Annotated in this window: 18 protein-coding genes; 11 read left to right on the forward strand and 7 right to left on the reverse strand. The window is 73.5% G+C overall.

The window, feature by feature from the left end:
- Positions 1–135: 135 nt before the first annotated feature.
- Positions 136–3,372: a hypothetical protein gene (locus tag CLV70_RS39940; RefSeq protein WP_158277873.1), complete on the forward strand. Its 3,237-nt coding sequence runs from the start codon at positions 136–138 to the stop codon at positions 3,370–3,372.
- Positions 3,369–5,465, forward strand: a complete 2,097-nt coding sequence (locus CLV70_RS32420; protein WP_106130436.1) for a peptidoglycan-binding domain-containing protein — start codon at positions 3,369–3,371, stop codon at positions 5,463–5,465. The genes CLV70_RS39940 and CLV70_RS32420 overlap by 4 nt, the downstream gene beginning before the upstream one ends.
- A 7-nt stretch (positions 5,466–5,472) precedes the next feature.
- Here CLV70_RS32420 and CLV70_RS32425 read toward each other — a convergent pair whose 3' ends face one another.
- The gene (locus tag CLV70_RS32425; protein WP_106130437.1) at positions 5,473–6,057 is read right to left on the reverse strand and encodes a hypothetical protein; all 585 of its coding nucleotides are present in this window, start codon (positions 6,055–6,057) and stop codon (positions 5,473–5,475) included.
- Between the two features lie 92 nt (positions 6,058–6,149).
- Between CLV70_RS32425 and CLV70_RS32430 the strand changes: the two genes are divergently transcribed.
- Complete coding sequence (locus CLV70_RS32430; RefSeq protein ID WP_106130492.1) at positions 6,150–6,602, forward strand: hypothetical protein; 453 nt, start codon at positions 6,150–6,152, stop codon at positions 6,600–6,602.
- Here CLV70_RS32430 and CLV70_RS32435 read toward each other — a convergent pair.
- A complete protein-coding gene (locus CLV70_RS32435; protein ID WP_106130438.1) occupies positions 6,575–7,096 on the reverse strand; it encodes a hypothetical protein in 522 nt (173 codons plus the stop codon). The genes CLV70_RS32430 and CLV70_RS32435 overlap by 28 nt on opposite strands.
- A 92-nt stretch (positions 7,097–7,188) precedes the next feature.
- On the opposite strand from CLV70_RS32435, the gene CLV70_RS32440 reads away from it, so the two are divergent.
- Together CLV70_RS32440 and CLV70_RS32445 are read left to right on the forward strand one after the other, a co-directional pair.
- Positions 7,189–7,770, forward strand: coding sequence for a dihydrofolate reductase family protein (locus tag CLV70_RS32440; RefSeq protein ID WP_106130439.1), 582 nt, complete (start codon positions 7,189–7,191; stop codon positions 7,768–7,770).
- 160 nt (positions 7,771–7,930) lie between these two features.
- Complete coding sequence (locus CLV70_RS32445) at positions 7,931–8,341, forward strand: hypothetical protein (protein WP_146164240.1); 411 nt, start codon at positions 7,931–7,933, stop codon at positions 8,339–8,341.
- A gap of 31 nt (positions 8,342–8,372) precedes the next feature.
- Here CLV70_RS32445 and CLV70_RS32450 read toward each other — a convergent pair whose 3' ends face one another.
- Positions 8,373–8,942: a TetR/AcrR family transcriptional regulator gene (locus CLV70_RS32450; RefSeq protein ID WP_106130441.1), complete on the reverse strand. Its 570-nt coding sequence runs from the start codon at positions 8,940–8,942 to the stop codon at positions 8,373–8,375.
- An 82-nt stretch (positions 8,943–9,024) separates the two neighbouring features.
- Here CLV70_RS32450 and CLV70_RS32455 point away from each other — a divergent pair, with 82 nt between their 5' ends.
- The 5 genes from CLV70_RS32455 (at position 9,025) to CLV70_RS32475 (ending at position 14,500) form a co-directional block, all read left to right on the forward strand.
- Entirely contained in the window at positions 9,025–10,155 is a 1,131-nt protein-coding gene (locus tag CLV70_RS32455; protein WP_211303977.1) for a Rossmann-fold NAD(P)-binding domain-containing protein, read from the forward strand.
- A gap of 86 nt (positions 10,156–10,241) precedes the next feature.
- Positions 10,242–11,048, forward strand: coding sequence for an SAM-dependent methyltransferase (locus tag CLV70_RS32460; protein ID WP_106130442.1), 807 nt, complete (start codon positions 10,242–10,244; stop codon positions 11,046–11,048).
- Between the two features lie 46 nt (positions 11,049–11,094).
- Complete coding sequence (locus tag CLV70_RS32465) at positions 11,095–11,919, forward strand: phosphatase PAP2 family protein (RefSeq protein WP_106130443.1); 825 nt, start codon at positions 11,095–11,097, stop codon at positions 11,917–11,919.
- A 35-nt stretch (positions 11,920–11,954) separates the two neighbouring features.
- Positions 11,955–13,277: a GH1 family beta-glucosidase gene (locus CLV70_RS32470; RefSeq protein ID WP_106130493.1), complete on the forward strand. Its 1,323-nt coding sequence runs from the start codon at positions 11,955–11,957 to the stop codon at positions 13,275–13,277.
- On the forward strand, positions 13,274–14,500 hold the full coding sequence (locus tag CLV70_RS32475) for an MFS transporter (protein WP_106130444.1): 1,227 nt from the start codon (positions 13,274–13,276) through the stop codon (positions 14,498–14,500). The genes CLV70_RS32470 and CLV70_RS32475 overlap by 4 nt, the downstream gene beginning before the upstream one ends.
- Before the next feature lie 19 nt (positions 14,501–14,519).
- Here CLV70_RS32475 and CLV70_RS32480 read toward each other — a convergent pair whose 3' ends face one another.
- Both CLV70_RS32480 and CLV70_RS32485 read right to left on the reverse strand, forming a co-directional pair.
- A complete protein-coding gene (locus tag CLV70_RS32480; protein WP_106130445.1) occupies positions 14,520–17,729 on the reverse strand; it encodes a penicillin acylase family protein in 3,210 nt (1,069 codons plus the stop codon).
- Between the two features lie 104 nt (positions 17,730–17,833).
- A complete protein-coding gene (locus CLV70_RS32485) occupies positions 17,834–18,604 on the reverse strand; it encodes an FkbM family methyltransferase (protein ID WP_106130494.1) in 771 nt (256 codons plus the stop codon).
- Positions 18,605–18,691: 87 nt separating this feature from the next.
- Here CLV70_RS32485 and CLV70_RS32490 point away from each other — a divergent pair, with 87 nt between their 5' ends.
- A complete protein-coding gene (locus CLV70_RS32490; RefSeq protein WP_106130446.1) occupies positions 18,692–19,081 on the forward strand; it encodes a VOC family protein in 390 nt (129 codons plus the stop codon).
- A gap of 7 nt (positions 19,082–19,088) precedes the next feature.
- On the opposite strand, the gene CLV70_RS32495 is transcribed toward CLV70_RS32490, so the two are convergent.
- Complete coding sequence (locus CLV70_RS32495; protein WP_106130447.1) at positions 19,089–21,737, reverse strand: glycosyl hydrolase; 2,649 nt, start codon at positions 21,735–21,737, stop codon at positions 19,089–19,091.
- Positions 21,738–21,935: 198 nt separating this feature from the next.
- Positions 21,936–22,511 (reverse strand): DUF2087 domain-containing protein, encoded by a 576-nt coding sequence (locus tag CLV70_RS32500; protein WP_106130448.1) that lies wholly within the window; start codon positions 22,509–22,511, stop codon positions 21,936–21,938.
- Between the last annotated feature and the right edge of the window lie 43 nt (positions 22,512–22,554).

Here is a 22,554-nt window from a genome sequence, read left to right on the forward strand (position 1 = left end):
GGATCGAACCCGAATCCCCGACGGACCGAAAGCCCCCGACAGGTTGACGAAACTGCCGGAACGTCGCTGGTGGAATGGGGGTGCGGTCGTCCACGATGGCGGCGACCGAGGACCGCGGCGATCGGAGGAGCCCGCGTGGCGCTGACCGGCGACATCGTCACCGCGATCCTCGGCGCGCTGGGCGCGGTCGAGGAGCCGGCGCCGGTCCTGCGCGCCGAACAGCCCCCGCCGGTGCTCGACGTCCCGGCGATGCTGGACCTGATGGACCTCTGGCTCGAGCCGCTGGTCCTCGGCGCTCCGGAGTTGGCCGCGGCCCGCTCGATCATCGCCGCCGCCCGGGCGGATCCCGATCCGGCCTCGGCGCCGCCGACGATGATCGAGTACGCCGTCGAGGAGAGCCGGGTGACCGCGGGGTTCGCCATGGTCGTGACGGCCGGCCCGGTGGTGGCCAAGCTGATCGACCTGGCCCGCCCGGAGCGCTACCTGCCCTCGTTCGCCGACGTGATCGCCGTCGAGACGGCGCGGATCCGGCGGCTCTACAGCGCGGCGATCCTCACCGAGCTGCGCTCGCCGGTGCGCGGGCCGGCCGGCGTCCACCTGGTGGCCGCCGACCGGGCGATGGCAGCCTTCCCGGTCTTCGTCCGCGATCGCTACCTCGACGACCTTCGGGGGGTGCAGGGCGGCATCACCGACGCCGCGGCCGCCTGGTCCGGCCTGCGGGAGCTCCGGGCGCAGCTGGGCCGGCCGGTGAGCGGGCCGACCGGCGCGGACCACGGCACCGCCGCCGACGCCGGCCCGAACGTGACCACCTGGCCGCTGCGCGCCGACCTGGACGACGCGCTCGGCCGGGCGCGGGCGATGCGGGACAACGGGGAACCGGGCCTCGAGGAGGCGATGCAGGACCTGATCCGTACGGTGCAGATCCAGCACGCCGCCCTGACCGCGCTGACCGTCCGCGAGCAGGTGTCCGCCTGGGTCGACCAGGTGATCGCCTTTCCCGACCTGACCGCCCGGGTGACCGGGTATCTCGGCGAGCTCGACGCCGTGCTGCGCGGATTCTCGGACGCGTTCGCGGCCCGGACCCACCCGGACGACCCGGCCCGGATGGCGGCCGCGGCCACCGCGCAGGTCGCCGCCATCACCGCGCTGGCCGAGTTGCTGGGCCGCCGGCAGGTCAAGGACGACCTGGACGAACTCGGCACCGTGATCGGCGTCGAGACCGCGGTGAAGATGGCGCTGCTGGCCACGGCGGTGGTCGCGGCCGCCGCCCTCACCGCGGGAATGGCCGGCGCGGCGGTCGGCGGCGCGCTCGCGTCCGGCGCGGCGGCGGGCGGCCTGACCCTGGCCGAGGCGGCGGCGGTGGGGGCGATCGGCTCGTTCGCCGTCGAGGCCCTGTGGTTCACCGTGGCCGTCCGGGCCGGCAACGAGCTGCTGCTCGGCCCCGATTCGGTCAGCCACACCTCGTTCGCCGAGGAGCTGTTCTGGAACGCGGCCATGATGGGCGGGATCAAGGCGGTCGAGCGCGGCTTCGCCACCGTGTTCGTGCAGCTCGTCCGGGCGGACACGGCGGCGGCCCGGATCGCGTTCGTGGCCGGGCGTACGGCGGTCGCGCAGCTGTCCCTGTTCGCCTTCGCCGAGTTGCAGAGCCTGGTGCACCGCGGCCGGCTGCTCACCGGCGAGGAGGCGGCCGCGGCGGCGCTCCAGCAGATCGTGATGACCGCGACGCTGAGCATCGGCCGGCTGCTGGGCACGTCCTTCGCCGAGCGGCTGACCGGGGAGCCGCGCATCGACGCGACCCGGCTCCAGCTGCTCGAGGCGCGCCGGGCGCTGGCCGCCACCCGGTTCCGCCAGATCGAGGCCGGGCGGGCGACCCCGGAGCAGGTGGCCACCTACCTGACCGACGCGCAGGCGCTGTGGACCGACTTCCTCAAGCTGGTGGACACGCTGCCGCCGGAGGACGCCCGGGTGCCCGCCCTGATCGAGCCGTTCGCCAAGGCGCGGTTCGAGCTGGAGCTGCGGCTCGCGATGATCGGCATCCTCAGCCCGGACAGCGGCGGCCTGCCGCCGGCCTGCCGGCCGGTCCGTCCCGGCGTGGTCGCGGTCTCCGCCGAGGCGCGGGCCCGCCTGGAGCAGTTCCACGCCGAGCGGGAGGGCACGCTGGAGCCGGCCACGCTGCCCGGGGTGCTGGTCGGCGCCCGGCCCGGCGGCGCCCGGACGATCTTCCTGACCTCGGCGCTGCCGGAGCGCGCGCCGACCCCGGCCGAGCTCGCCCTGGTGCGCGGCGTGGTCCCCGAGGACGTGCTCTTCGACGACGTGGCCACGCTCGGGCTGGTCCGGCTGACCGAGGCGTTCGGCGCCAGGAAGGTCGACAACGTGCTGGCCGCCGCGGGGGACCGGCAGATCGAGCTGCTGCGCCTGCTCGCCCACCCCGAGCTGGCCCAGGTCACGGCGGTCCGCAACGCCGGCGGTGAGGCCTGGGAGGCGATCGGCCAGGACGCGCGCGCGGTCGCGTTCGGCCGGGCGTACGGGCCCAGGCTCGCGGTGAAGCTCTACACCATGTTCGGGCCGGGACCGGCGCGGGTGGACGCCCGGGAACGGACGGCCGGGCTGATCGAGGCGGCCGAACCGGCCCGGCGGGACCCGCTGATCCAGGAGCTGCTGACCCTCGACGACCGGCGGTTCCGGCTGCGCATCGGCACCGCCAAGCGGATCGTCCGGCAGGCCGCCACCAAGGACAGCCTCAAGATAGACCGGTCGCTGGTGCAGTGGCGCACCATCCGGGCGGAGATCGAACGCAACTATCCGCACCTGACGGCCGAGCAACGGGACGGCCGCGCCGACCTCGACCAGGTGCTCGAGGCGGCCCGCGCCGGCAAGTTCGCCAAGAGCCTCTCGCACGCCACCCGCCTCGCCATGCTCGACCGCTTCGACGCCCTGGGCCGCCAGTACGGCCTGAGCCCCGGCTCGATCAGCGGCCGCCGCGGCACCCTCGCCGAATGGCTGTTCATCCCCGGCCGTGGCTTCCGCCGTACGGTCTGGCTGCGGGGCAAGCAGATCCGCCAGGTCGTCTCCGGCTGCACCGTCTCCGACGACTGGTATCAGGTGGACGGCCGGTGGGAGGCGCTGGAGCTGAAGTCCGACCTGATCCACCAGCAGAGCACCGCCGAGCTGCGGGCGCTCGCCAGGGGCTACCTCACCGACGCGACCGGCGACGCCGAGAATCTGCCGCCCGGCTCGCGGTACGCGCTCTGGTTCATCCGCGAGCCCGGCACCCAGGCGGACATGGACGCGATGATCACCGTGCTGCGGGGCGGCGGCAGCCCGATCACCCGGGTCCGGTTCGGCGACCGGGAGTGGGTGGACCTGCGATGATCGTGGTGGACGCGGCGCGGGAGCTGGGCCAGATCGTGCGGTGGGCGATCGCCGTCATCGCCGGCCCCTCGTCCGGCTCGTACGGCGGCTTCGACCTGCGGGAGGGCGATCGGGACCCGGCGGCGGGAGCCCCCGCGCGCTACGGCGGCGAGCAACAGCCCGGCGCGCCGGCCGCGAGCCACGTGGCCGACCTGCACCGCGACCTTCGCACGCTGGGCTTCCTGATCGCGCCCGACGGCGCGACCACCTTCGACCGCCGGACCAGATGGGCGGTCCAGGAATTCCAGCGGTACGCGGCCCTGCACGGCGCCGCGGTCGAGGCGGCCGGCACGGTCACCACCACCGCGGGGATCACCGACGCGCGGACCACCGTCCCGGTCACGTCCACCGACGGCCTTCCGGCGGCCGTACCCTTCCCGGTCCGGATCGACGCCGAGATCCTCACCGTGACCGGCGGGCTCGGCACCCCGGAGCTGACCGTCACCCGCGCCACGGCCGGCACCGCCGCGGCGGCCCACGCGCAGGGCGCCGTCGTCCGGTCGGCGCGCTGGTCGGACCGGCTGCGCCCGGAGCCGGCCTGGTTCTACGAGCGCTACCCCCGCGAGGCGACCGGGGTGGTCAACGCCTGGACCCGGATGGTGCTCGACCGGTGGCTGGCCGAGGGCTGGCGCTGCCCGATCGTCGTCGAGGCCTGGGACATGGCGGGCGGCGTACCCGATCGACTGCACGTCGCTCCCGGCGGCGGGTTCGCCGACAACCTGTGGCTGCACACCGACCTTCCGGTGGGCGCGCCCCGGATGTTCGCCCGCGACCTCACCGCCACCTGGCCCCGGCCGGTCCGCCCGCCCGTGTCGCCGGCGCACCCCGAGCTCGACCCGGTCGGGGAGTGGACCACGGCGCTCGGCTTCGACGGCCCGCTCGCCCTGCCGGAACGCCACACCTGGCATCCGGAGGGCGAGATGCTGCCGGAGAACCTGCTGCCGCGCCCGGCGCCGGACGCGGCGGCCCCGGCGCTCGGCGACCTCGTCCGGCTCCGCGACGACGCCGGCGCCGCGGCCGGCGATCGCGAGCGGGCGGGGCGGCAGCTGTCCACGTTCAAGGTGGTCCGGGCGGTCGCCGAGGTGGAGGCGGTCGGCTTCTTCGACGGCGTGAACGGCTGGGACAACGCGTTTCTGTCGCTCGGCCCGTGCCACTGGACCGCCGGGCCGATAGCGGTTCCTGCCGCCCCGCAGCCGCCGCGTCCTACCTGGAACGTCCGCGACGGCGAGCTGTGGGCGTACCTCTCGTATCTGCAGGCGGCGGACCCCGCTGCCTGGACCGGCGCCGTCGGCCGGTTCGGCCTCGAGATCGACGACCCCTGGGGTACGGACGGCCGCAACCTGTTCCTGCCCACCCAGGACCGCAAGTACGTCTCCCGGCCGGCCGTCCCGCAGGAGGAGGGCGTGCCGCAGCAGGTGCAGCAGATCGTCGCCGAGTTCGACGTGTTCCGGTCCTGGCACTGGTTCTACCGCTTCGTCATGGCGGGCCGCACGATCGACGGCTTCCGCCGCCGGATGTGGCACATGGCCCGGCTCCGCCTCCGGGACATCCTGGCCACCCCGTGGGACACCCCCGGGGCCGCCGCCACCCTCGCGGCCGTCCCCGACCCGGCGGCGCCCGGCGGAGCGCGGCCGGCGCGGATCGGCGACGTGCTGGGCTCCGAGCGGTCGGTCGCGTTCGCCTACCGCTGGCACATCCTCAGCCCGGCCGGCATGGTCAGCGGCGGCCGGGCCGGCAACGCGCTGCGCTCGATCGTGGCCGCCGCGGCGGCGGCCGGACCCAACTTCGCCGGCTCGCCGGCCGGATGGACCGACGCCCACGAGACCGCGCTGGTCGTCGCCTTCCCGGCCCGGGCGGCGGTGCTCTTCCCGCCCGCCGCGAACGGCAACCCGAGCAGCATGGTCACCACCCTGGCCATGGTGGACAACTGGCCGGCCTGGGGCGCGAACCCGCGCGGCTTCACCCTGCCGGTCGCCGCCCTCCCGGCAGCCGAGCGCCGGCTGCTCACCACCCGCGGCTCATTCCGCTTCGACGACTCCGAACTGACGCTGTGACGCGACCTCAGAACCGGTCGCATCCCACGGAGTAGTCGAACGCGCCCTTGCACGTGTCGTCGCCCGTCCAGTAGTCCACGATGGACTGCTTGGTGCGGTCGCCGGCACCGACGTCGAGGTAGTCGCCGGCCGGGCCGCCCCAGAGCCGGTCGTCGCCCTGCTGGCCGTACAGCGAGGCCGGTGCCTTCTGGCCGTTGGCGTCGAGCTGGTCGTTGCCGCTGCCGCCCTGCACGCTCACCGGGATGGGCCCGCCGATCTGGATCCGGTCGTCCCGGTCGCCGAGCTGGAAGAACAGGTACGCGTTGAACTTACAGACGACGATGATGTCCTGGCCCTGCGTCTTCGTGCACTTGTAGGCGATGTCGGGGTCGATGGCGATGTCGCGGCCCGTGTCGTAGACGGACAGCGTGCCGTCCTCGGCGGTGAACCCGCGCAGGTCGTTGGCGATCCCGGACGCCGCGAAGAACTCCACCCCGCGCCACCCGAACTTCAGCGTGCCGCCGACCGTGGGAGCGGCGTGGGCGGGGGACGGGGCCATCGTCAGCACGGCCACCAGCGCGACCAGGACCGACAGGGATCGTCGCAGATTCATCGGGTCATGCTAAGTGCCCGGGGCAACCGCTAAATGTCGTACCCCGGTGCTTCGATGTCGTGGTCGACGTTTCCGGGGACGAGGAGAGTGCCGTGGGTGCATCCGGTTGGGACTACCACGTGGAGTATCAGCCCGATCTGGGCAAGGCGCTGCGAGAGTTGCGCGCGAGGGTCTTCGCGGAGGGCGACTACTGGTGGGCCGAGCCGTGCGAGTTCGGCAAGTCGGCGATGGACTTCCCGAACCGGCCGCGGACCGAGGAGGAGCTGTGGAGCTCCGAGTTGGTGCGGGAGTCCGGAACCCACTCCATCCTCGACATGCACGAGATTGTGCGCCCGGGCGAGAACCCCGATTACTGCACGGTCGAGCCGGTCACCGAGGCGGAAGCGCTACGGAGCGCGGGAGTGGGCCTGGCCAGCCTGACCCGGGCCCACGTCGACCGCATCGAGGGCCTGGCGGAGCGGCGCTGGTTCGGTCGCTGCGCGGTGCTGCACGACGACGCCGGCCGACCGGCCGAGATCTACTTCTGGGGCGCCTCCGGCGACTGAGGCCGGCCTGGGTCCGCCCCGAGCCCGAGGAGCTCACCGGCTCGGCGCAGCGCCGCCCAGAAGCGGGCGTTGTCCGGCCACCGCCGGCCGCCCAGGCGCTCGAGCTGGAGGTGCGCGTCGACGAGACGCCCGGTGCGGAGCCGGTTGCTCAACGAGGCCGCGGCACCGCTCGGAATTCCCGTGACCGAGCTCAGCGCCGCGCGCAGGTGGTCGCGAGCCTCCCGCCGCCGATCGTCGAGGTCCGCGTCCGGCTCGAAACAGCCCTGCGCGATGAGCAGGTCGATGCCGTCCGCCTCCTCGCCGGGACGAAGCTCCTCCCACAGGCCCGCGAATTGCCCGAGGCGCTCGACCGCGTCCTCGCGGCGGGAGCCGGCCGCGACACAGACGGCTGTCGCGGCGGCATCCGGGGGAACACCGTCGCGCACCAGGCTGAGGAACACCGCTCGGACACCATCGCCCGCGGCGAGCCGGCTGGCGACGGACTCGGGCGACATCACCCGACAGTACCGATCCCGGGGCGTGTTCTCCGCTCGGGTCGCGCCCCGATGCCGCTAGTTTGAGGATCCCGGAAGCAGAGGAGAAAGCCGTGGGCAGGGTGGTCATGTACGGCTCGGTGTCGGTGGACGGTTTCGTCGCCGACGACAACGACCAGCCCGGTCCGCTGTTCGAGTGGCTGTCCAGCGGCGACGTCCCGCTCGACGATTCCGGCGCGGTGAAGGTGTCGCAGACGTCCTACGACTACCTCCGGCCGTACTGGGACGAGATCGGGGTGACCATCTGCGGGCGCCACGTCTTCGACCTGACCGACGGCTGGGACGGGCAGCCGCCGAGCGGCATCGACCACGTGGTCGTCGTGACGCACCGCCCGGCGCCCGAGGGCTGGGACCCCGCGGCGCCGTTCCACTTCGCCGACGGCATCGAGGCGGCCGTGACCAGGGCACAGCAGCTCGCGGGCGACCGCACGGTCGAGGTCGCCGCCGGGGACGTCGGCGGCCAGGTCCTCGCGGCGGGCCTGGTCGACGAGGTACGCATGGACGTCGTGCCCGTGGTGCTCGGCTCCGGCAGGCGCTACTTCGGCTCGGTCGACGCCCAGCACCTGCTGGAGGACCCCGACGTGGTGCTCCCGGGCAACCGGGTGCTCCACCTGCGCTACCGGGTGCGCCGCTGACCCGTCCGGTCAGGCGCCGAGCCGGCCCAGGGAGGGCACCGGGGCCTCGAAAAGGCGTCACCCTCCTGTAACGGGCGAAGGCCCACGCCCCGAGCCGATGCGCACATCCCCATGCCGGCCATACCACCGCGGTGGGTGACCCGGGCCGGGGGTGGGTTTCATGTCCTACGAGAGTGAAGAGCTGGCGGGCCGGCTCGCCGTCGAGTTGCAGGGCGTCGCCGACGTCGAGATCGGCCGGTCTTCCGACGGTCTCACCGTCCGGGTGACGCCGCGTCGGGCCGGTGCCCTCCCGATCGTGTGGAGTGAGCTGGGGGACGGGATCGTGCTGGAGGCCGGCACCCTGGGCGGCCGGTGGGAATCGGTCGATCTCGCGTTCCTGCGGGAGGTGGTCGGGTCGGTGGTCGCCGGTCGGGTGACGGAGGTCTTCGCGTACCGGCGTTCGCGGGTCACGGTGACGATGCCGGACGGGTCGGCGGAGTCCGAGACCGGATACGACGGCCTGGCCGCCTGCCTGCCGATTCCCCTGTGGCCGCGGTGGTCGCGGACCACGCGCTATCTGCCGTACCGCTGACTGCCGCGGGCTTCGATCGGGATGGCCGGCGTCAGGTGTCGATGATCGTGCGGAGGGCGGTCATCGCCTCGGTGAGGAGGGTGGGCAGCGAGTCCGGCGCGCCGGGTTCGGTCCAGCGGTGTTCGGCGGTCTGGTGGACGAGCAGGCCGATGCCCGCGGCCAGGCGGGCGGTGGTGTCGTCGACGCCGCGGTCGCGGAGGGCGCCGGCCATGGCCGCCGCGAGGGCCGCTCGCTTGCTTTCCTCGCGTTCCTGGAGTTCGGGGGTGGCTTCGATGATTCCGCGGCGGCGGGCGGCCGGTTCCTGAAGGCCGTCGAGGACCTCGCCGGCCGCGGCCCGGAGGCCGTGGAGGACCGCCGTCAGCGGCGTGGTGCCGGCGGGGCTCGCGGCGATCTCCCGGGCGGTGACCCGGGTGAGGCGGTCGGAGTTCGGACCGAAGAGGACGTCGCGCTTGTGGCTGAAGTGGTTGAAGAACGTGCGCTCGGTGACGCCGGCACGGGCCGCGATCTCGGCGACGGTGGTCCGCTCGTAGCCCTGGGCGGTGAAGAGGTCGATGGCGGCCTGCTGGAGGCGTCCGGCGGCGTTCGGTTCCCAGCGCGGCATGCGTACCAGCCTAGTGATTGCAGGTTCTGAAATCGCGGCGCTCCCTTGATTGCAGTAACTGAAATCAAGGGAGGCCTGACCTGTGCACGTCCTCGTGACCGGAGGGACCCTCGCCCCGGCCGTGATCTCGGAGCTCCTGGCCGCCGGGCACACCGTGACCGACCGGGCCGGTGCGGAGGATCTGAGCAGCGCCGACGGCGTCATCCATCTCGGCGGCCCGCACGCCGCGGAGACCGACCTGAACGCGATCCGGGCCATCGGCACGGCCCTGATCAACACCGGCAGACCCTTCATCGGTACGGGCACGACCGCCGCCCCGGCGCTCGCCGGCTTCACCGGCGTGCTCACCGAGGAGATCGCCCTGCCCGGCGAGGCCGAGAACGCCCTGCTCGCGTACGCCTCCAGCGGCGTCCGGGCCGCGGTGGTCCGCCTGCCGCCCGCCGTGCACGAGAGCGGCCGGTACGGCGCGGTCTCGGGCCTGATCGCCGTCGCCCGCGCCACCGGCGTGTCCGGGTGCCCGGGCGACGGCGGCAACCGCTGGCCGGCCGTCGATGCGCGCGACGCCGCCCGCCTCTACCGGCTCGCCCTCGAGTCCGCGCCGCCGGGCGCCCGCCTCCATGCCGTCGCCGAGGAGGGCATCGCGATGCGCGACATCGCGGAGGCGATCGCCGGGCGTCTGCACGTGCCCGTCGCCGGGGTCGACGCCCGGCACTTCGGGACGCTGGCCGGTCTCGCGGGCCTCGACAACCCCGTCTCCGGCCGGGCCACTCGCGACGCCCTCGGCTGGGCGCCGTCGCGGCCGGGGCTGATCGCCGCGCTCGGCCGGTCCACCGTGCTCAACGTGGGCCTGGATCCGAGCGTCGTCGGCGATCCCGGTGCGCCGAGCGAGGCGTTCCCGGCCGTCGACGCGGCGCAGGTGCGTGCCGGGATCGAACGGGCCGCGGCCGAACTGGCCGGGATGGGGCTGGACTTCGACAGTTGTCTGCTCGACCGCGGCGAAGGCGCGGAGGCGGCGTTGCGCGACACCCTGAACGGCGGAGTCTTCGACGTCATCGTGATCGGCGCGGGCGTACGCCTCGAGCCGTCCCTGACGCCGCTGTTCGAGAAGCTGATCGGCATCGTGCGTACGCATGCGCCCGAGTCGCGGCTGGCCTTCAACACCGGCCCGGACTCCCTTGTGGACGCGGTCCGGCGGGCGCTCCCGATCCGCTGAGCGATCAGGGCAGGTGGCGGGACGTCGCTCGCCGGCCGTCGTGACCCCCTTGCACGACGACCCCCACGGCGCGGAAGAATGCCTCCATGACCGAGGATCGGGCGTTCCCCTCAGAGTCCAAACTCGACACCACCGTTCCGCACTCGGCGCGGATCTGGAACTACTGGCTCGGGGGCAAGGACAACTTCGAGGTCGATCGGGCCGCCGGGGACCAGGTGATCGCGCACATCCCGGACATCCCGATCGGGGCGAGAGCCGAGCGCGCGTTCCTCAAACGGGTGGTCAGGTTTCTGGTCGAGGACGCCGGGATCCGGCAGTTCCTCGACATCGGCACCGGGCTTCCCACGGCGGACAACACGCACGAGGTGGCGCAGGCCCTCGACCCGTACTGCCGGGTCGTCTACATCGACAACGACCCGCTCGTCATGGCCCATGCGCGGGCGCTGCTGTCCGGCACGCCGGAGGGCAGCTGCGACTACGTCGAGGCCGATCTGCGGGAGCCGCAAACCATACTGACCGTGGCGCGGGAGACGCTCGATTTTTCGCAGCCGATCGGGCTGATGCTCCTCGGGGTCGTCAATCACCTGATGGACGACGAGGTGGCGTACGGCTCGGTCGCGCAGTTGGTGCAGGCGATGCCCGCCGGTAGCTGTCTGGTGCTCACCCACTCCACCGCGGAGATCCACGGCGAGCCGATGCTGCGCGTGATGCGGGAGACCACCGAGCGTGGCGGCACCCCGATCCGGGCCCGGACGAGGGTCGAGCTCGAACGCTTCTTCGACGGGCTGGAGTTGCTGGAGCCCGGCGTCGTGACCTGCTCCCGCTGGCGTCCCGACCCGGATTCCACCGAACCGGAGGTCTACCTGTTCGGCGGCGTCGGCCGCATCGGCTGAGCCCGGCCCGCCGCAGGGTCTTGAAGCGGGCGGGTTGAATGGCCGCATGACCGAACAGACGGCCACGCCGCGGCGGGCGCGACGGGCGATCCCCGCATGGTGGTATGCCGCCGCGTTCGCGGCGGTCTACCTTCTCGCCGTCTGCACGCCGTTCGGGCAGCGGGCCGAGAACGCCCTGATGGGCGGGCCCGGCGGTGAGCAGGCGTGGTCGTGGGGGTGGTCGGGGAAGGCGTACGGCTCGTTCGCCCTGCCGCCGATGGACGTCACCGTCACGCCCACCGTGGTCGCCGGCCTCGTCGTCCTGATGGGGGTGGCGCTGGTGCGGCGGCGGTGGGTAGCGGGCCTGGTGGGCGCGGCGGTCGTGGTGGCCACGGTCGGGAGCGTCGAGGTGCTCGCCAAGGCCGTCCTGCCCCGGCCCGAGCTGGTGGGTGCGCCGGACATGCTCACCGCGGCGTCCTTTCCGAGCGGGCATGCGGCCGTTCCGGCGGCGCTGACCCTCGGTGCCGCCCTCGTCGCGGGGCCTCGGTCGCGTCCGTACGTGCTCACGGCCGGCCTGGTGTGGCTGGCCCTGACGGCCGGGGCGGTGCAGGCGCTGTACGACCACCGGCCCAGCGACGTGCTGGGCGCCACGCTGCTGGGGTGCTTCTGGTACCGGCTCGCCGTGCGGCTGGTCCCGTCCGTCGCCCCGGCGGGTGACGGGGCGCTTCCGGCGTGGGTTTCCCTGGCGTTCGCGGCGGCCGGGGCGGTCGTGGGCGGTATGCGGACCGACTCGGTCGCCGGGCCGCTGGTGTTCGCCGTGACGGCCTTCGGGTGCGCGGTCCTCGTCCGGAGCGTCACGGAGTCCCCGCGGGCGCCGTTTCGGTTAATCTGAGCCGAACTCATCTTCGAGGAGGCGCCGTGGTCGCCCTGCCGAGTTTCCCGCCCGACTTCCTGTGGGGTGTGTCCACCGCGGCGTACCAGATCGAGGGTGCGGTGCACGAGGACGGCCGCGGCGCCTCGATCTGGGACACGTTCAGCCACAGTCCGGGGCGGGTCCGCGACGGGGACACCGGCGACATCGCCTGCGACCACTACCATCGGTGGGAGGAGGACGTCGAGCTGCTCGCGGAGCTGGGCGTCGGCGCGTACCGGTTCTCGATCGCCTGGCCGCGGGTGCGGCCCGACGGCGCCGGGCCGGTGAACGGCAGGGGCCTCGACTTCTACGACCGGTTGGTGGACGGGCTGCTGGTCCGGGGGATCGTGCCGGTCCCGACGCTGTTCCACTGGGATCTGCCGCAGGCGCTGGAGGATGCCGGCGGCTGGCTGGCCCGGGACACGGCTGAGCGCTTCGCCGAGTACGCCGCCGTGGTCGCCGACCGGCTGGGCGACCGGGTCGCGCGCTGGATCACCCTCAACGAGCCGATCGTGCACCTGGCGCAGGGGTACGCGTTCGGCACCCACGCCCCGGGACGCGAGCTGCTGATGGACGCGCTGCCGGCGGCGCACCACCTGCTGCTGGGCCACGGGCTGGCCGTACGGGCCCTGCGCGCCCGCGGCGCCGCCGAGGTGATGATCACCAACAACTGCACCCCGGTGTGGCCGGCCTCGGACGGCGAGGCGGACGTGGCCGCCGCCGCGGTGTACGACGGCTTCCACAACCGGCTTTTCCTCGACCCGGTGCTGCGCGGGGAGTATCCGCCGTTCGCCGCCGCGCTCTCCGACGCCGGTCTCGTGCGGGACGGTGACCTGGACGTCATCGCGACCCCGCTGGACGCGCTCGGGCTGAACTACTACAACCCGACCCGGATCAAGGCGGCGGACGGCGGACCGATGCCGTTCGAGACCGTCGGCATCGAGGGCGTGCCGCAGACCGCGTTCGGCTGGCCGGTGGTGCCGGACGGGCTGCGCGAGGTGCTCACCGGCCTGCGCGACCGGTATGCCGGCGCCCTACCGCCGATCTACGTCACCGAGAACGGCTGCTCCACCGTGGACATCCCGGCTCCCGACGGGCGGGTGCACGACGGGGCGCGTATCGACTATCTCGACGGGCACCTGCGCGCCCTGCACGCGGCGATCACCGAGGGCGTCGACGTGCGCGGCTATTTCGTCTGGTCGCTGCTCGACAACTTCGAGTGGGCCGAGGGCTACAGCCAGCGGTTCGGCCTCGTCCGGGTCGACTTCGACACCCAGCGGCGTACGCCCAAGGACTCCTTCGCCTGGTTGCGCGCCGTCCTCTCCGGCCGGCGGTGACCGCGTACGCGGAACCGCCCCGCGTGGGCGGCCGCTGGATAGCCCTGCTGGCGCTGGTGAACCTCGGTCTCTGGGTCGGCTACTACGCGCCGTTGCAGGTGCTGCTGCCCAACCAGGTGGAGGAGGTGGCCGGCGACGACAAGACGACCGCGCTCGGCGTCATCACCGGTCTGGGCGCGCTGGTCGCCGTGCTCGCGGGCCCGATCGCCGGCGCGCTGTCGGACGCGACCACGGCGCGCACCGGCCGGCGGCACACGTGGACGGCGGTCGGCGCCCTGACCGGTCTCGCCGGGCTGGCCCTGCTGTCCGGCCGGCACACCCTGCTCGGCCTGGCGCTGTGCTGGTGCCTCGTGCAGGGCGGCCTCAACATGCTCCAGGCCGGGATCACCGCGATCGTGCCGGACCGTACGCCGGTGCGCCAGCGCGGACTGGTCTCCGGCTGGGTGGGCCTGGCCCAGTCGTTCGGGGTGGTGCTCGGCGTCGTGCTGGTGACGGTGGTGGTCACCGGCACCACCAGCGGGTATCTGCTGACCGGGGTGCTGGTCGTGCTCGCCGCCGCGCCGTTCGTGCTGTTCACCCGAGACCCGGCGGTGCCGCCGGAGCTTGCCCCGCGGTTCACCCCGCGGTCGGTGCCGGCCGCGTTCCGGTTCCGCCCGCGCGACGCCCCGGACTTCGCGTGGGCCTGGGTCACCCGCTTCCTGGTGCAGCTCGGCAACGCGATGGCCACGCTGTACCTGCTGTACTTCCTGCGCGACCGGGTGCATCACCCCGACGCGGAGCAGGGGCTGCTGGTGCTGGTGCTGGTCAACACCGCGGCGACGCTGCTGACCGTGGTGGCCGGCGGCGTGATCTCGGACCGTACCGGGCGTCGCAAGCCGTCGGTCATCATCTCCGGCTACGTGATGGCCGCCGCGACCGCGCTGCTGGCCCTCTGGCCGACGTGGCCGGGAGCGATCATCGCCGCCGGCGTGCTGGGGCTGGGCTTCGGGGTCTACCTCTCGGTCGACCAGGCGCTGATCACCCAGGTGCTGCCGGCGGCCCGGGACCGGGCGCGGGACCTGGGGATCATCAACATCGCGAACTCCGCGCCGCAGGTGCTCGGCCCGGCGCTGGCCTTCCCGATCGTGGCGTACCTGGGTGGTTATCCGGCCCTGTACCTGGCCGTCTCCGTGGTCACCGTGCTGGGTTCGGTGCTGGTGACCCGCATCCGCTCGGTCCCGTGAGCGGATGCGGGCCGGTGATTCAGTGCGAGTACAGCTCCACCTCGTACGCGGAGAATCCGTACGAGGTCGCCCGGGTCTGGCCGGTGAGCCGGACGTAGCGTGCCGTGACCGCCGGGAAGGTGACCGTGTCGGTGCCGCCGTTCGCGCCGGTCACGGCGGCGACCTGGGTCCAGGTGGTGCCGTCCGGCGAGACCTCTGTCCGGTACGCGCTCGCGTACGCGTCCTCCCATCGGATGACCATGCGGGCGACCGGCCGGCTGCTGCCCAGGTCGATGCGCAGCCACTGGTTGTCGGACCAGGAGCTGGCCCAGCGGGTGCCGAGGTTGCCGTCGACGGCGTGCGAGGCGGGATGCCCGGCCTGCGTGCTCGACGCGGTGGCCGCCCGTCCCGCCGCCAGGTTGCTCAGGTCGTCGCCGCGCTTCGCGGGGAACGAGACGACCTGCTGGTACGTGGGCCGGTTCTGCCAGCTGATCAGCGGGTGGTTGATGCCGCCCAGCGGTGACTGGAGGATGGCGTCGGCGCACCACTGGTCGCCCGCGGCGCAGTGCGCGTCGCCGGGATACGTGGTGGTGGCCGGCTCGGCCAGGGCGGCCGTGAGGCTGGTCAGCAGGGCGGTACGGCAGGCGGCCAGGTTCCCGCCCCCGCAGTACGTGCGCGGCCACTGCGCCACGCTGTCGCCCAGCACGGCCCGCAGGTCCTTCTCGACGTAGCCCCACCAGCCGTACTGGAACGCGGAGCCCTTGTGGGTCTGCGCCTCGTTCGCCGAGGTGGGCAGGTCGGAGAGCCGGCCCTGCTGGCCGCCGGACGGCGACTCGTTGATCTGCAGCGTGTTCACCAGGGCCTGGTAGAGGTCGTCGCCGAGCGGGCCCTCGAACTGCGCCCCGACCAGCCTCGGCCACCACGCGTCGAAGATCCGGATGGCGTCGGCGTCCTGGTACGCCTTGCTGCCCTTGGCGGTCTCGACCCGGTGCGAACCCCGGTCCCGCCAGGCGCGCAGCTTCGCGACCGCGGCGGCCTGCGCGGGTTCGGTGACCGCCGCGCTGTCGACGACCCGCAGGAGGTCGTCGAGCACCTCGGCGCCGCGCAGGTCGGTGGTGCCGGCCGACTCCACGACGCTGAGCAGCCCGGCCCGGTCGTAGCGGCGTCCGGCCGCGAGGTCCGCCCGGATCGGCTTGTCGAGCAGGTCGGCGCGCTGCACGGCGCCGAAGCTGAAGTTGCCGTCGGCCGCGGAGAACCCGGCCGCCTGCTTGTTGTTCCAGCTCACGAAGTAGTCCTGGTCGACCGCCTGCGGGTGGGCGGCGGCCGGTTGGTACGTGGCGACGTTGCTGCCCGGGTCCCAGCCGGACCACTCGTACGCGGGCCGCCCCCACGTCGGCAGGTTCGGGTCGGCGCCGGCGGGACGCACCGGGTTCGCGCCCGACATGAAGTACGCGGCGTGCTCGGAGTTGACGTAGAACCAGTTGAACGCGAACGAGATCTGCGCCGCCGAGTTCGTGAACGCTGCCGGCGTACCCATCTGATCGGGTTCGTTGAACATCTGGAAGCCGATCGCCGAGTCGGCCTCGTGGCGGTACGTCGAGCGCAGGCTGGTGAACGCGACCGGCTTGCCGCCGGACAGGCCCCGCCACGACACCAGCCCGTACCGGGTGCGCAGCATCGTGAGCCGGTACGCCCCGGCGGGCGTGGAATCGGCGGTGGTGGGCTTCCACGCGTTCGACTTGGACAGCGCCTCCATGGCGAGGCACTGACCGTGGAACAGGTAGTGGGTCGAGGCCGTGGTCGGCGTGCGCCCGTCCGGCTCGCACAGCTCGGCCGCGTAGGTGTCGGTGATGTCCTGGACCGACGAGGTGGCGCTCCACGCGTAGTCCGGCCCGCGGCCCAGCAGGGTGTAGAGGTTGAGGCCGGAGAAGGCGACGCCCCGGCTGCTGATCCCCGGGCCCTGCAACTCCTGGAGCATGAGCAGCTGCGGGGCGAAGTAGCCGGTCTGCGGCCCGAAGACGGCGACCGGGTGGCCGGTGGCCGAGTGCGCCGCCGAGACCACGGCGGCGTTGGACATGCCGCGGTGGCTGCTGTCGAGGGTGAGGTTGCCGAGGGAGTCGGCGATGGCGCTGCGGCCTCTGGCGGTGGCGGTCGCGGACGCCGCTGACCCGGTGCGGTCGTAGACGAGGTCCTCGGGCTCGGCGGTGCCGGCATCGGGCATGGCCACCCCGGCGGCGTTGCGGTTGTCCGCCGCGTACGGGAAGACCTGTCCGTCGTGGAGGGTCAGCACCGCCTCCGGGTCGTTCTGGGAGCGGAACGCCGTCCAGACCGCGTCCCCGGCGGTGGCGCCGTACTTGGCGCGCGCGGCGACGCGGACGAGCGCGGACTGCATCTCGGTGCCGCCGCCCCCGCCGAACAGCCCGCCGATGACCCCGGCGACGGCGATCAGGTCGGTGGGCCGGAAGTCCTCGGGGCCGCCGGCGTTGGTGATCGCGTCGAGGTGTCCGGTGAGGACGTACTCGCCGGGGCAGTCGCGGGCCGCCATGCAGTCGTCGATGTAGTCGTTGATCCCCGCGATGTACGCCTCCACGTCGGCGTAGAGCTGGGCGCCGCGCGTACCGGAGGTCCGCAGGGTGTCGATCTGGGCCTGGAGGTCCGCCTCGGTGTAGGGGGAGTTGCGCCACACGCTCTGCTCGAGCGCCCGGTTGGGCTCGGCGCCGCCGGCGAACGGGGTCAGCTCCCCGCGCGCCACGTGCCGCATCAGGTCCATGAGGAAGAGCCGGTCCTCGGCGCCCGCGTAGCCGGCCCCGAACATCGTGCCGGCCCGGGTCGTCCCGGTGATGTGCGGTACGCCCAGCGCCCGGTCCCGCACCACGGTGACGTCGGAGCGGGGCTGGTAGCTGCGTTCGACGTCACCGGGCGCCACGCCGAAGGAGCTGTCGTTGAAGAACGCGGACAGCTGCTGGCCGGTCAGCCCGGTGTACTGGTTCACCAGGTCGGCGTAGCGGCCGAGCTGGTCCCCGGAGTGCGGCGGCATGACGCCGAACGCCTGGTGGGCGAGGATCTGGACGAGGTCGGCGTCGCCGTTCTGCCCGGGCGGCAGGATGTCGGAGCACTCGCCGAGGCAGTAGTCGTTGCCCACGTACGCGGCGGCGGCGGGGCCGGTGGTGATCGGTGCCACAGTGACGGTGGCGGTCAGTAGCAGGGAGGCGGTCAGAACCGCGCGCAGGCGCGGGAGGCGTCGGTGCATGGGCGGTGTCCCTTCCGGGCCGCACGAACGCGAGAAGGATTCATCATGTTAACCACGTGTTTCCAAATGAATCCATACCGTGACGTCGATGAATCGCCCGGCGGTCAGCGCAGGCAGTAGACGTCGCCCGCGTTCGCCTCGTGCGGCAGCTCCCGAAGGTGGGCCGCCATCGCCTCGACCGGCACCCATTCGTCGAGGTCGAGGCGCATGCGCTCGCCCATGGAGACGTTGTAGCGGGTGAACCCCAGGGCGGCGGCCCGGTCCAGGCACCGCTGCGCCACCGCGCGCCCGATGGTGGTGAATTCGAACGACAGCGCGGGTACGGCCGAGCCGAGTCCCGCCAGGACGGCGTCCTCGAAGCCCTCGACATCGATCTTGACGAAGGCCGGCGTCCCGTACGCCGCGATCAGCCCGTCCAGCGTCACCGACAGCACGTCGAACCGCTCGTCCCAGACCTGGTCCTGCCAGCCCTGCGCGCCGTCCGCGGCCCGGACGAACTCCGCCGACGCCGTGGACACGGTGGGGTTCGCCGAGTTCACGTGGAACGTCACCGTCGTCTCGTCGGCGCCGCACACCGCCTCGACGCAGGTCACCGCGTCGTCGCCGGCGTAGATCTCGCGGATGGCGCGGACGCACAGCGGCTGCGGCTCCACCGCCACGACCCGGGCGCCGAGCCGGCGGAAGCTGCCGATCCGGTCGCCGACGTGCGCGCCGACGTCGAAGACCAGGTCGCCGGGGCGGACCAGGCTCGCGTAGAAGGCGTCCATGGCCGCGTCCTGCGCGGGGTTGCCGTAGTAGAACTCCAGCGAGCGGCGGATCGGGGCGGCCGCCGGGTCGGCGAGCAGGGCTGCGACGGCGTCACGGCGAGAGTCCATGCCCGATCCTAGCTCGATCTTGATCATGGCGAGCCGGACCCGGAATCCCGCGGACCCGGGTAACGTCGGCGGCGAGGAGGTCCGACCGTGAGCGCTCCCGAGCAGTCCGCTGCCGTCCGCTACCTGGTCGACGACGTGCAGGCGGCCGTCGACTTCTACACCACCCACCTCGGCTTCGAGCTGCGGACGAGTGCCGCGCCGGCGTTCGCCGACGTGGTCCGCGGGCCGCTGCGCCTGCTGCTGTCCGGCCCGGCCAGCTCCGGGGCGCGAGCCACGCCACCGGACGCCGGCGGGCCGGGGTACAACCGCATCCACCTGATCGTGGACGACCTGGACGCCGAGATCGACCGGCTGGGCGGCGCCGGCCTGTCCTTCCGCAGCGACCTGGTGTCCGGGCCGGGCGGGCGGCAGATCCTGCTCGCCGACCCGGTCGGCAACCTCATCGAGCTCTTCCAGCCGGCGGCCCGCCCGGCGTAGGGCGGACTCAGAGGAGCGCCAGCGGCGTCCTCCAGATGCCGCGGCCGTGCGTCGCGGCGTACAGGTGACCGTCGCGGCTGACGTGCAGGTCGAACACGGCCGTCAGCGGCAGCGCCGACCGCGTCGTGCCGGGCGGCGGGCCGACCCGGCGCCAGCGGACCGTGCCCGCGGTGGCGTGCCGGTCGGCGACCAGGACCCCGAGGTCGGTGCTCACCACCAGGCGGTCGCCCACGGTCACCACGTCGGTGGCCGGGACGTCCGGGAAGCCCGCCGACAGGTCCGTCCACCGCACCGAGACGCCGGTCGAGGTCCTGCTCAGCCTCCCGCGGTAGACGTGCTTGACGCCCGCGCCCGGCCCCTCGACGAAGCGCCGGTTGAAGCCGTTGAAGACCAGGAGGACCGTCGCATTCGTACGGTCGGCCGGGTCGAAGATCACGTTGCTGGGGAACCGGTCCGGCAGGCCGCCGAGGTCCAGTTCGGTCCACGCGCCGCCCCAGTTCGTGACGACTCCCCGGGTGAAGCCCGCGCTGTTGCAGTTGGTCTGCCCGCACCACGAGGCGATGTACGTGTCCCGGGCCGGATCGGCCGGCCGGGCCGGGTCCGCCACGGCGTCCATGCCGACGATCAGCCGCTCGCCGGTGGCGTCGAGGGCGTGCAGCGGCTTCCACCCGCGAGCCGGGTCGGCCGCCGCCTGCGCCGGCGTGTAGCTGAACCCGTAGTCGTGCCGCCAGAACGAGTTGCCGCCCGCCACCCAGCGCTCGCTCGCGCCGTCGCCGGTGTTGCGGGAGCCGCGCACGACCCGGAACGGGGCCGTGAAGCGCGCGTTCACGTCGGGGACGCTGACGTCGAAGATCGCGCTGGTGGAGCCGTCGCTGACGCCGCAGGTGCGGGTCGTCCACAGCACCAGGAACGTGTACTCGTTGAGGATCTGGCAGCCGTTGCGGGGGTTGACGACGATGTCGCCGCCGTCGCCGCCGAACGGGCTGACCTGCTTGCGGGCGCCGGCGCGCAGCAGCGAACCGCCGTTGTCCTGCAATCCGCCGGCCACCGCGAAGCCGCGACGGTCCGGGTCCCGGCCGGTGCCGGCCGAGTAGTACTGCAGCGTACGCAGGCCGGCGTTGTGGTTGGTCCAGTCGGTGGCGTGCCCGGCGGCGTCCTCGGTGCTGCGGCCGGGGGCGAGCGGGCGGGCGTAGACGCCGCCGTCGTTGCCGATCAGCACCCGGCCGCCGGAGACCGCGATCGAGTGCTGGTCCGGGTGGGTCGTGGCCGGGCAGCCGCCGTCGGCCTGCGCCGGGTCGTAGCAGTCGAACCCCAGGTTCCAGTACGGCCCGACGGTCTTCCAGGTCGCGCCGCCGTCCTCGGTCTCGTAGACCTCCTCGAGGCCGACGTAGAAGTGCCGCGGATCGCCCGGATCGACCTCGACGAAGTTGTTGTACCAGGCCTGGACGCCCACCGGGTAGCTCTGGTCGACGCCGATCGCGGAGCCGGAACCCTCCAGCTTCGGCGAGTCGGCGACCAGCGTCCACGGCCCCCGCACGGCGCTCGCCGTGAAGACGCCCTTGAGCGCGGTGGTGCCGGCGGCGAGGCCGGCCGGGCTCTCCTGCACCAGGTAGAAACGGCCGCCGTCGCGGGAGACCGCGAACTCCGCATTGCCCACGTCGGCGTCGTCGAGACCGGTCAGCGGGGTACGGGCGAAGCTGCCCGCGGCGCCCCCGGCGGTCGACAGGTAGTAGCCGTTGTACGCCGCCCCGGACCGCCACGCCGCGTTGGCCAGCACGGTCCGGCCCCGGTCCCGCGGCGGGATCAGCACGTCGTTGACGATGTTGTCGTACGGCCTGGTGATGTCGGTGTCCGAGGCGGGATTGGGCATCAGCACCAGCTGCCACGGTTCGCGGTGCCGGGCGCGGTCGGTGGAGTGCCGCCACAGGCCGCGGGTCGTGGCCGCGTACACCGTGCCGTGGCCGTCGAACTTGAGCTGGTTGATGCCGCGCGACTCGAGCTCGTCCCCGCCGACCCGGTCGGCGTCGGTGAAGGCGCCCGAGCGCGGGTTGCGCAGCCGGTAGACGCCCGCGCCGGTGTAGGTGGTGGCGCCGGTGTTGGCCTCGCCGGTGGCGTACCAGAGCGTGTCGGCCCGCTCGTCGTAGACGAGGTCCCCGGTGGACAGCGCGAGGATCCGGTCGGACATCGGCTGCCAGGCCGCGTGCCGCGCGGTCAGGTTCTTGCGGAAGACGCCGCCGTTCGCCCCGCCGGCCCACACGTGGCCGCGGCCGGCGGCCAGCCCGGTGACGCGGCCGGCCACGGTGCCCCAGCCGCTGCCCGAGTTGGAGTACACCGGGTCCCGGTAGCGCGGGTCGTCGGCGTCGTACGGCTGGTTCGTCACCTCGTGCCACGGACCGGACGTCCCGCGCAGCCCTCTCAGATCGGCCAGGGCCTCGGAATACTCGCCGGCGGCGACCGAGCCGTACGGTGCCACCCGGGCCTGGCTGATCTGGGTGGCGAAGGTCTTGAGGCCGGCGGTGCCGGCGTGCGAGCCGGCGACCGGCCGGGGCCGCTTGATCGGACGGTCGGCGTACGCCGGCACCCCGGCCGCGGCGAGGGTGAGCATCGCGGTGAGCCCGGCCAGGACGGCACGCCGGGCATTGCGGGAAGAGGTCATCGAGCGCTCCTCAGCGATGGGCCCCCCGCGCGGCTACCCCGTTGCAGCCGGTGCCCTTTCCGGACGGTAACCAGGGCGTCGACGGTCCGACACCGGCCGAGCGGTCAGCCGCCATCGATGTTCATCCCCGCCGGGCCGGGACGATCGTCAGCCGCCGGCGCCCTCGCGTGCCCGGAGGTCGCCCGGTGGCGAGGTCGCTCAGCGTGCGGCGGGAGCGCCCTGCGGCACCGCGCGGCCCGGCCCGTACGTGGTGCCGGCCCGGTCACGCTCCAGCCAGCCCGTGTCGACCAGCATCCGGCGTACGGCGGCGACGTCGCCGGTGACCTCGGCGAGCCGGCGGTTGATCTCGTCCTCGTCGTACAGCCCGTCGAGGGCCAGGAACCGCATGAGCAGCTCACCCAGCAGCCCGTAGCGCTCGCCGAGGGTCGGCGGCATGCTGGTCAGCCGCCCGTGCGAGAAGTTGCCCCGCAGCTGCGGATACTCGGCGAGCAACGCGGCGATGGGCTGCTGCCGGTCGACCGCGGCGGCCGCCTCGCGCAGCCCCTCGAGCCGCGCCCGGTAGAACCCGTTGCCCGAGCCGGTGGCCAGCCCGAGCGCGACGAGCCGGGCGCAGGCGTCGCCGACCTTGGCCAGCGGCAGGTCCATGGCGTACCGCAGCTCGCCCACGCTGGCACCGTCCCGGCCGCGGCGGACCAGCTCGGCGAGGGTGAGCAGGCGGACCTCGGCGGAGAGCTGGGTGAGAACATCGGCGGCGCGCGCGGCTTGGATGGACATCGGGCCACCGTAGGCACCGGCCCGCGGCCGGCGCATCCGATAT

Source organism: Pseudosporangium ferrugineum (assembly GCF_003002065.1).
GTDB classification, from domain to species: Bacteria; Actinomycetota; Actinomycetes; order Mycobacteriales; family Micromonosporaceae; genus Actinoplanes; species Actinoplanes ferrugineus_A.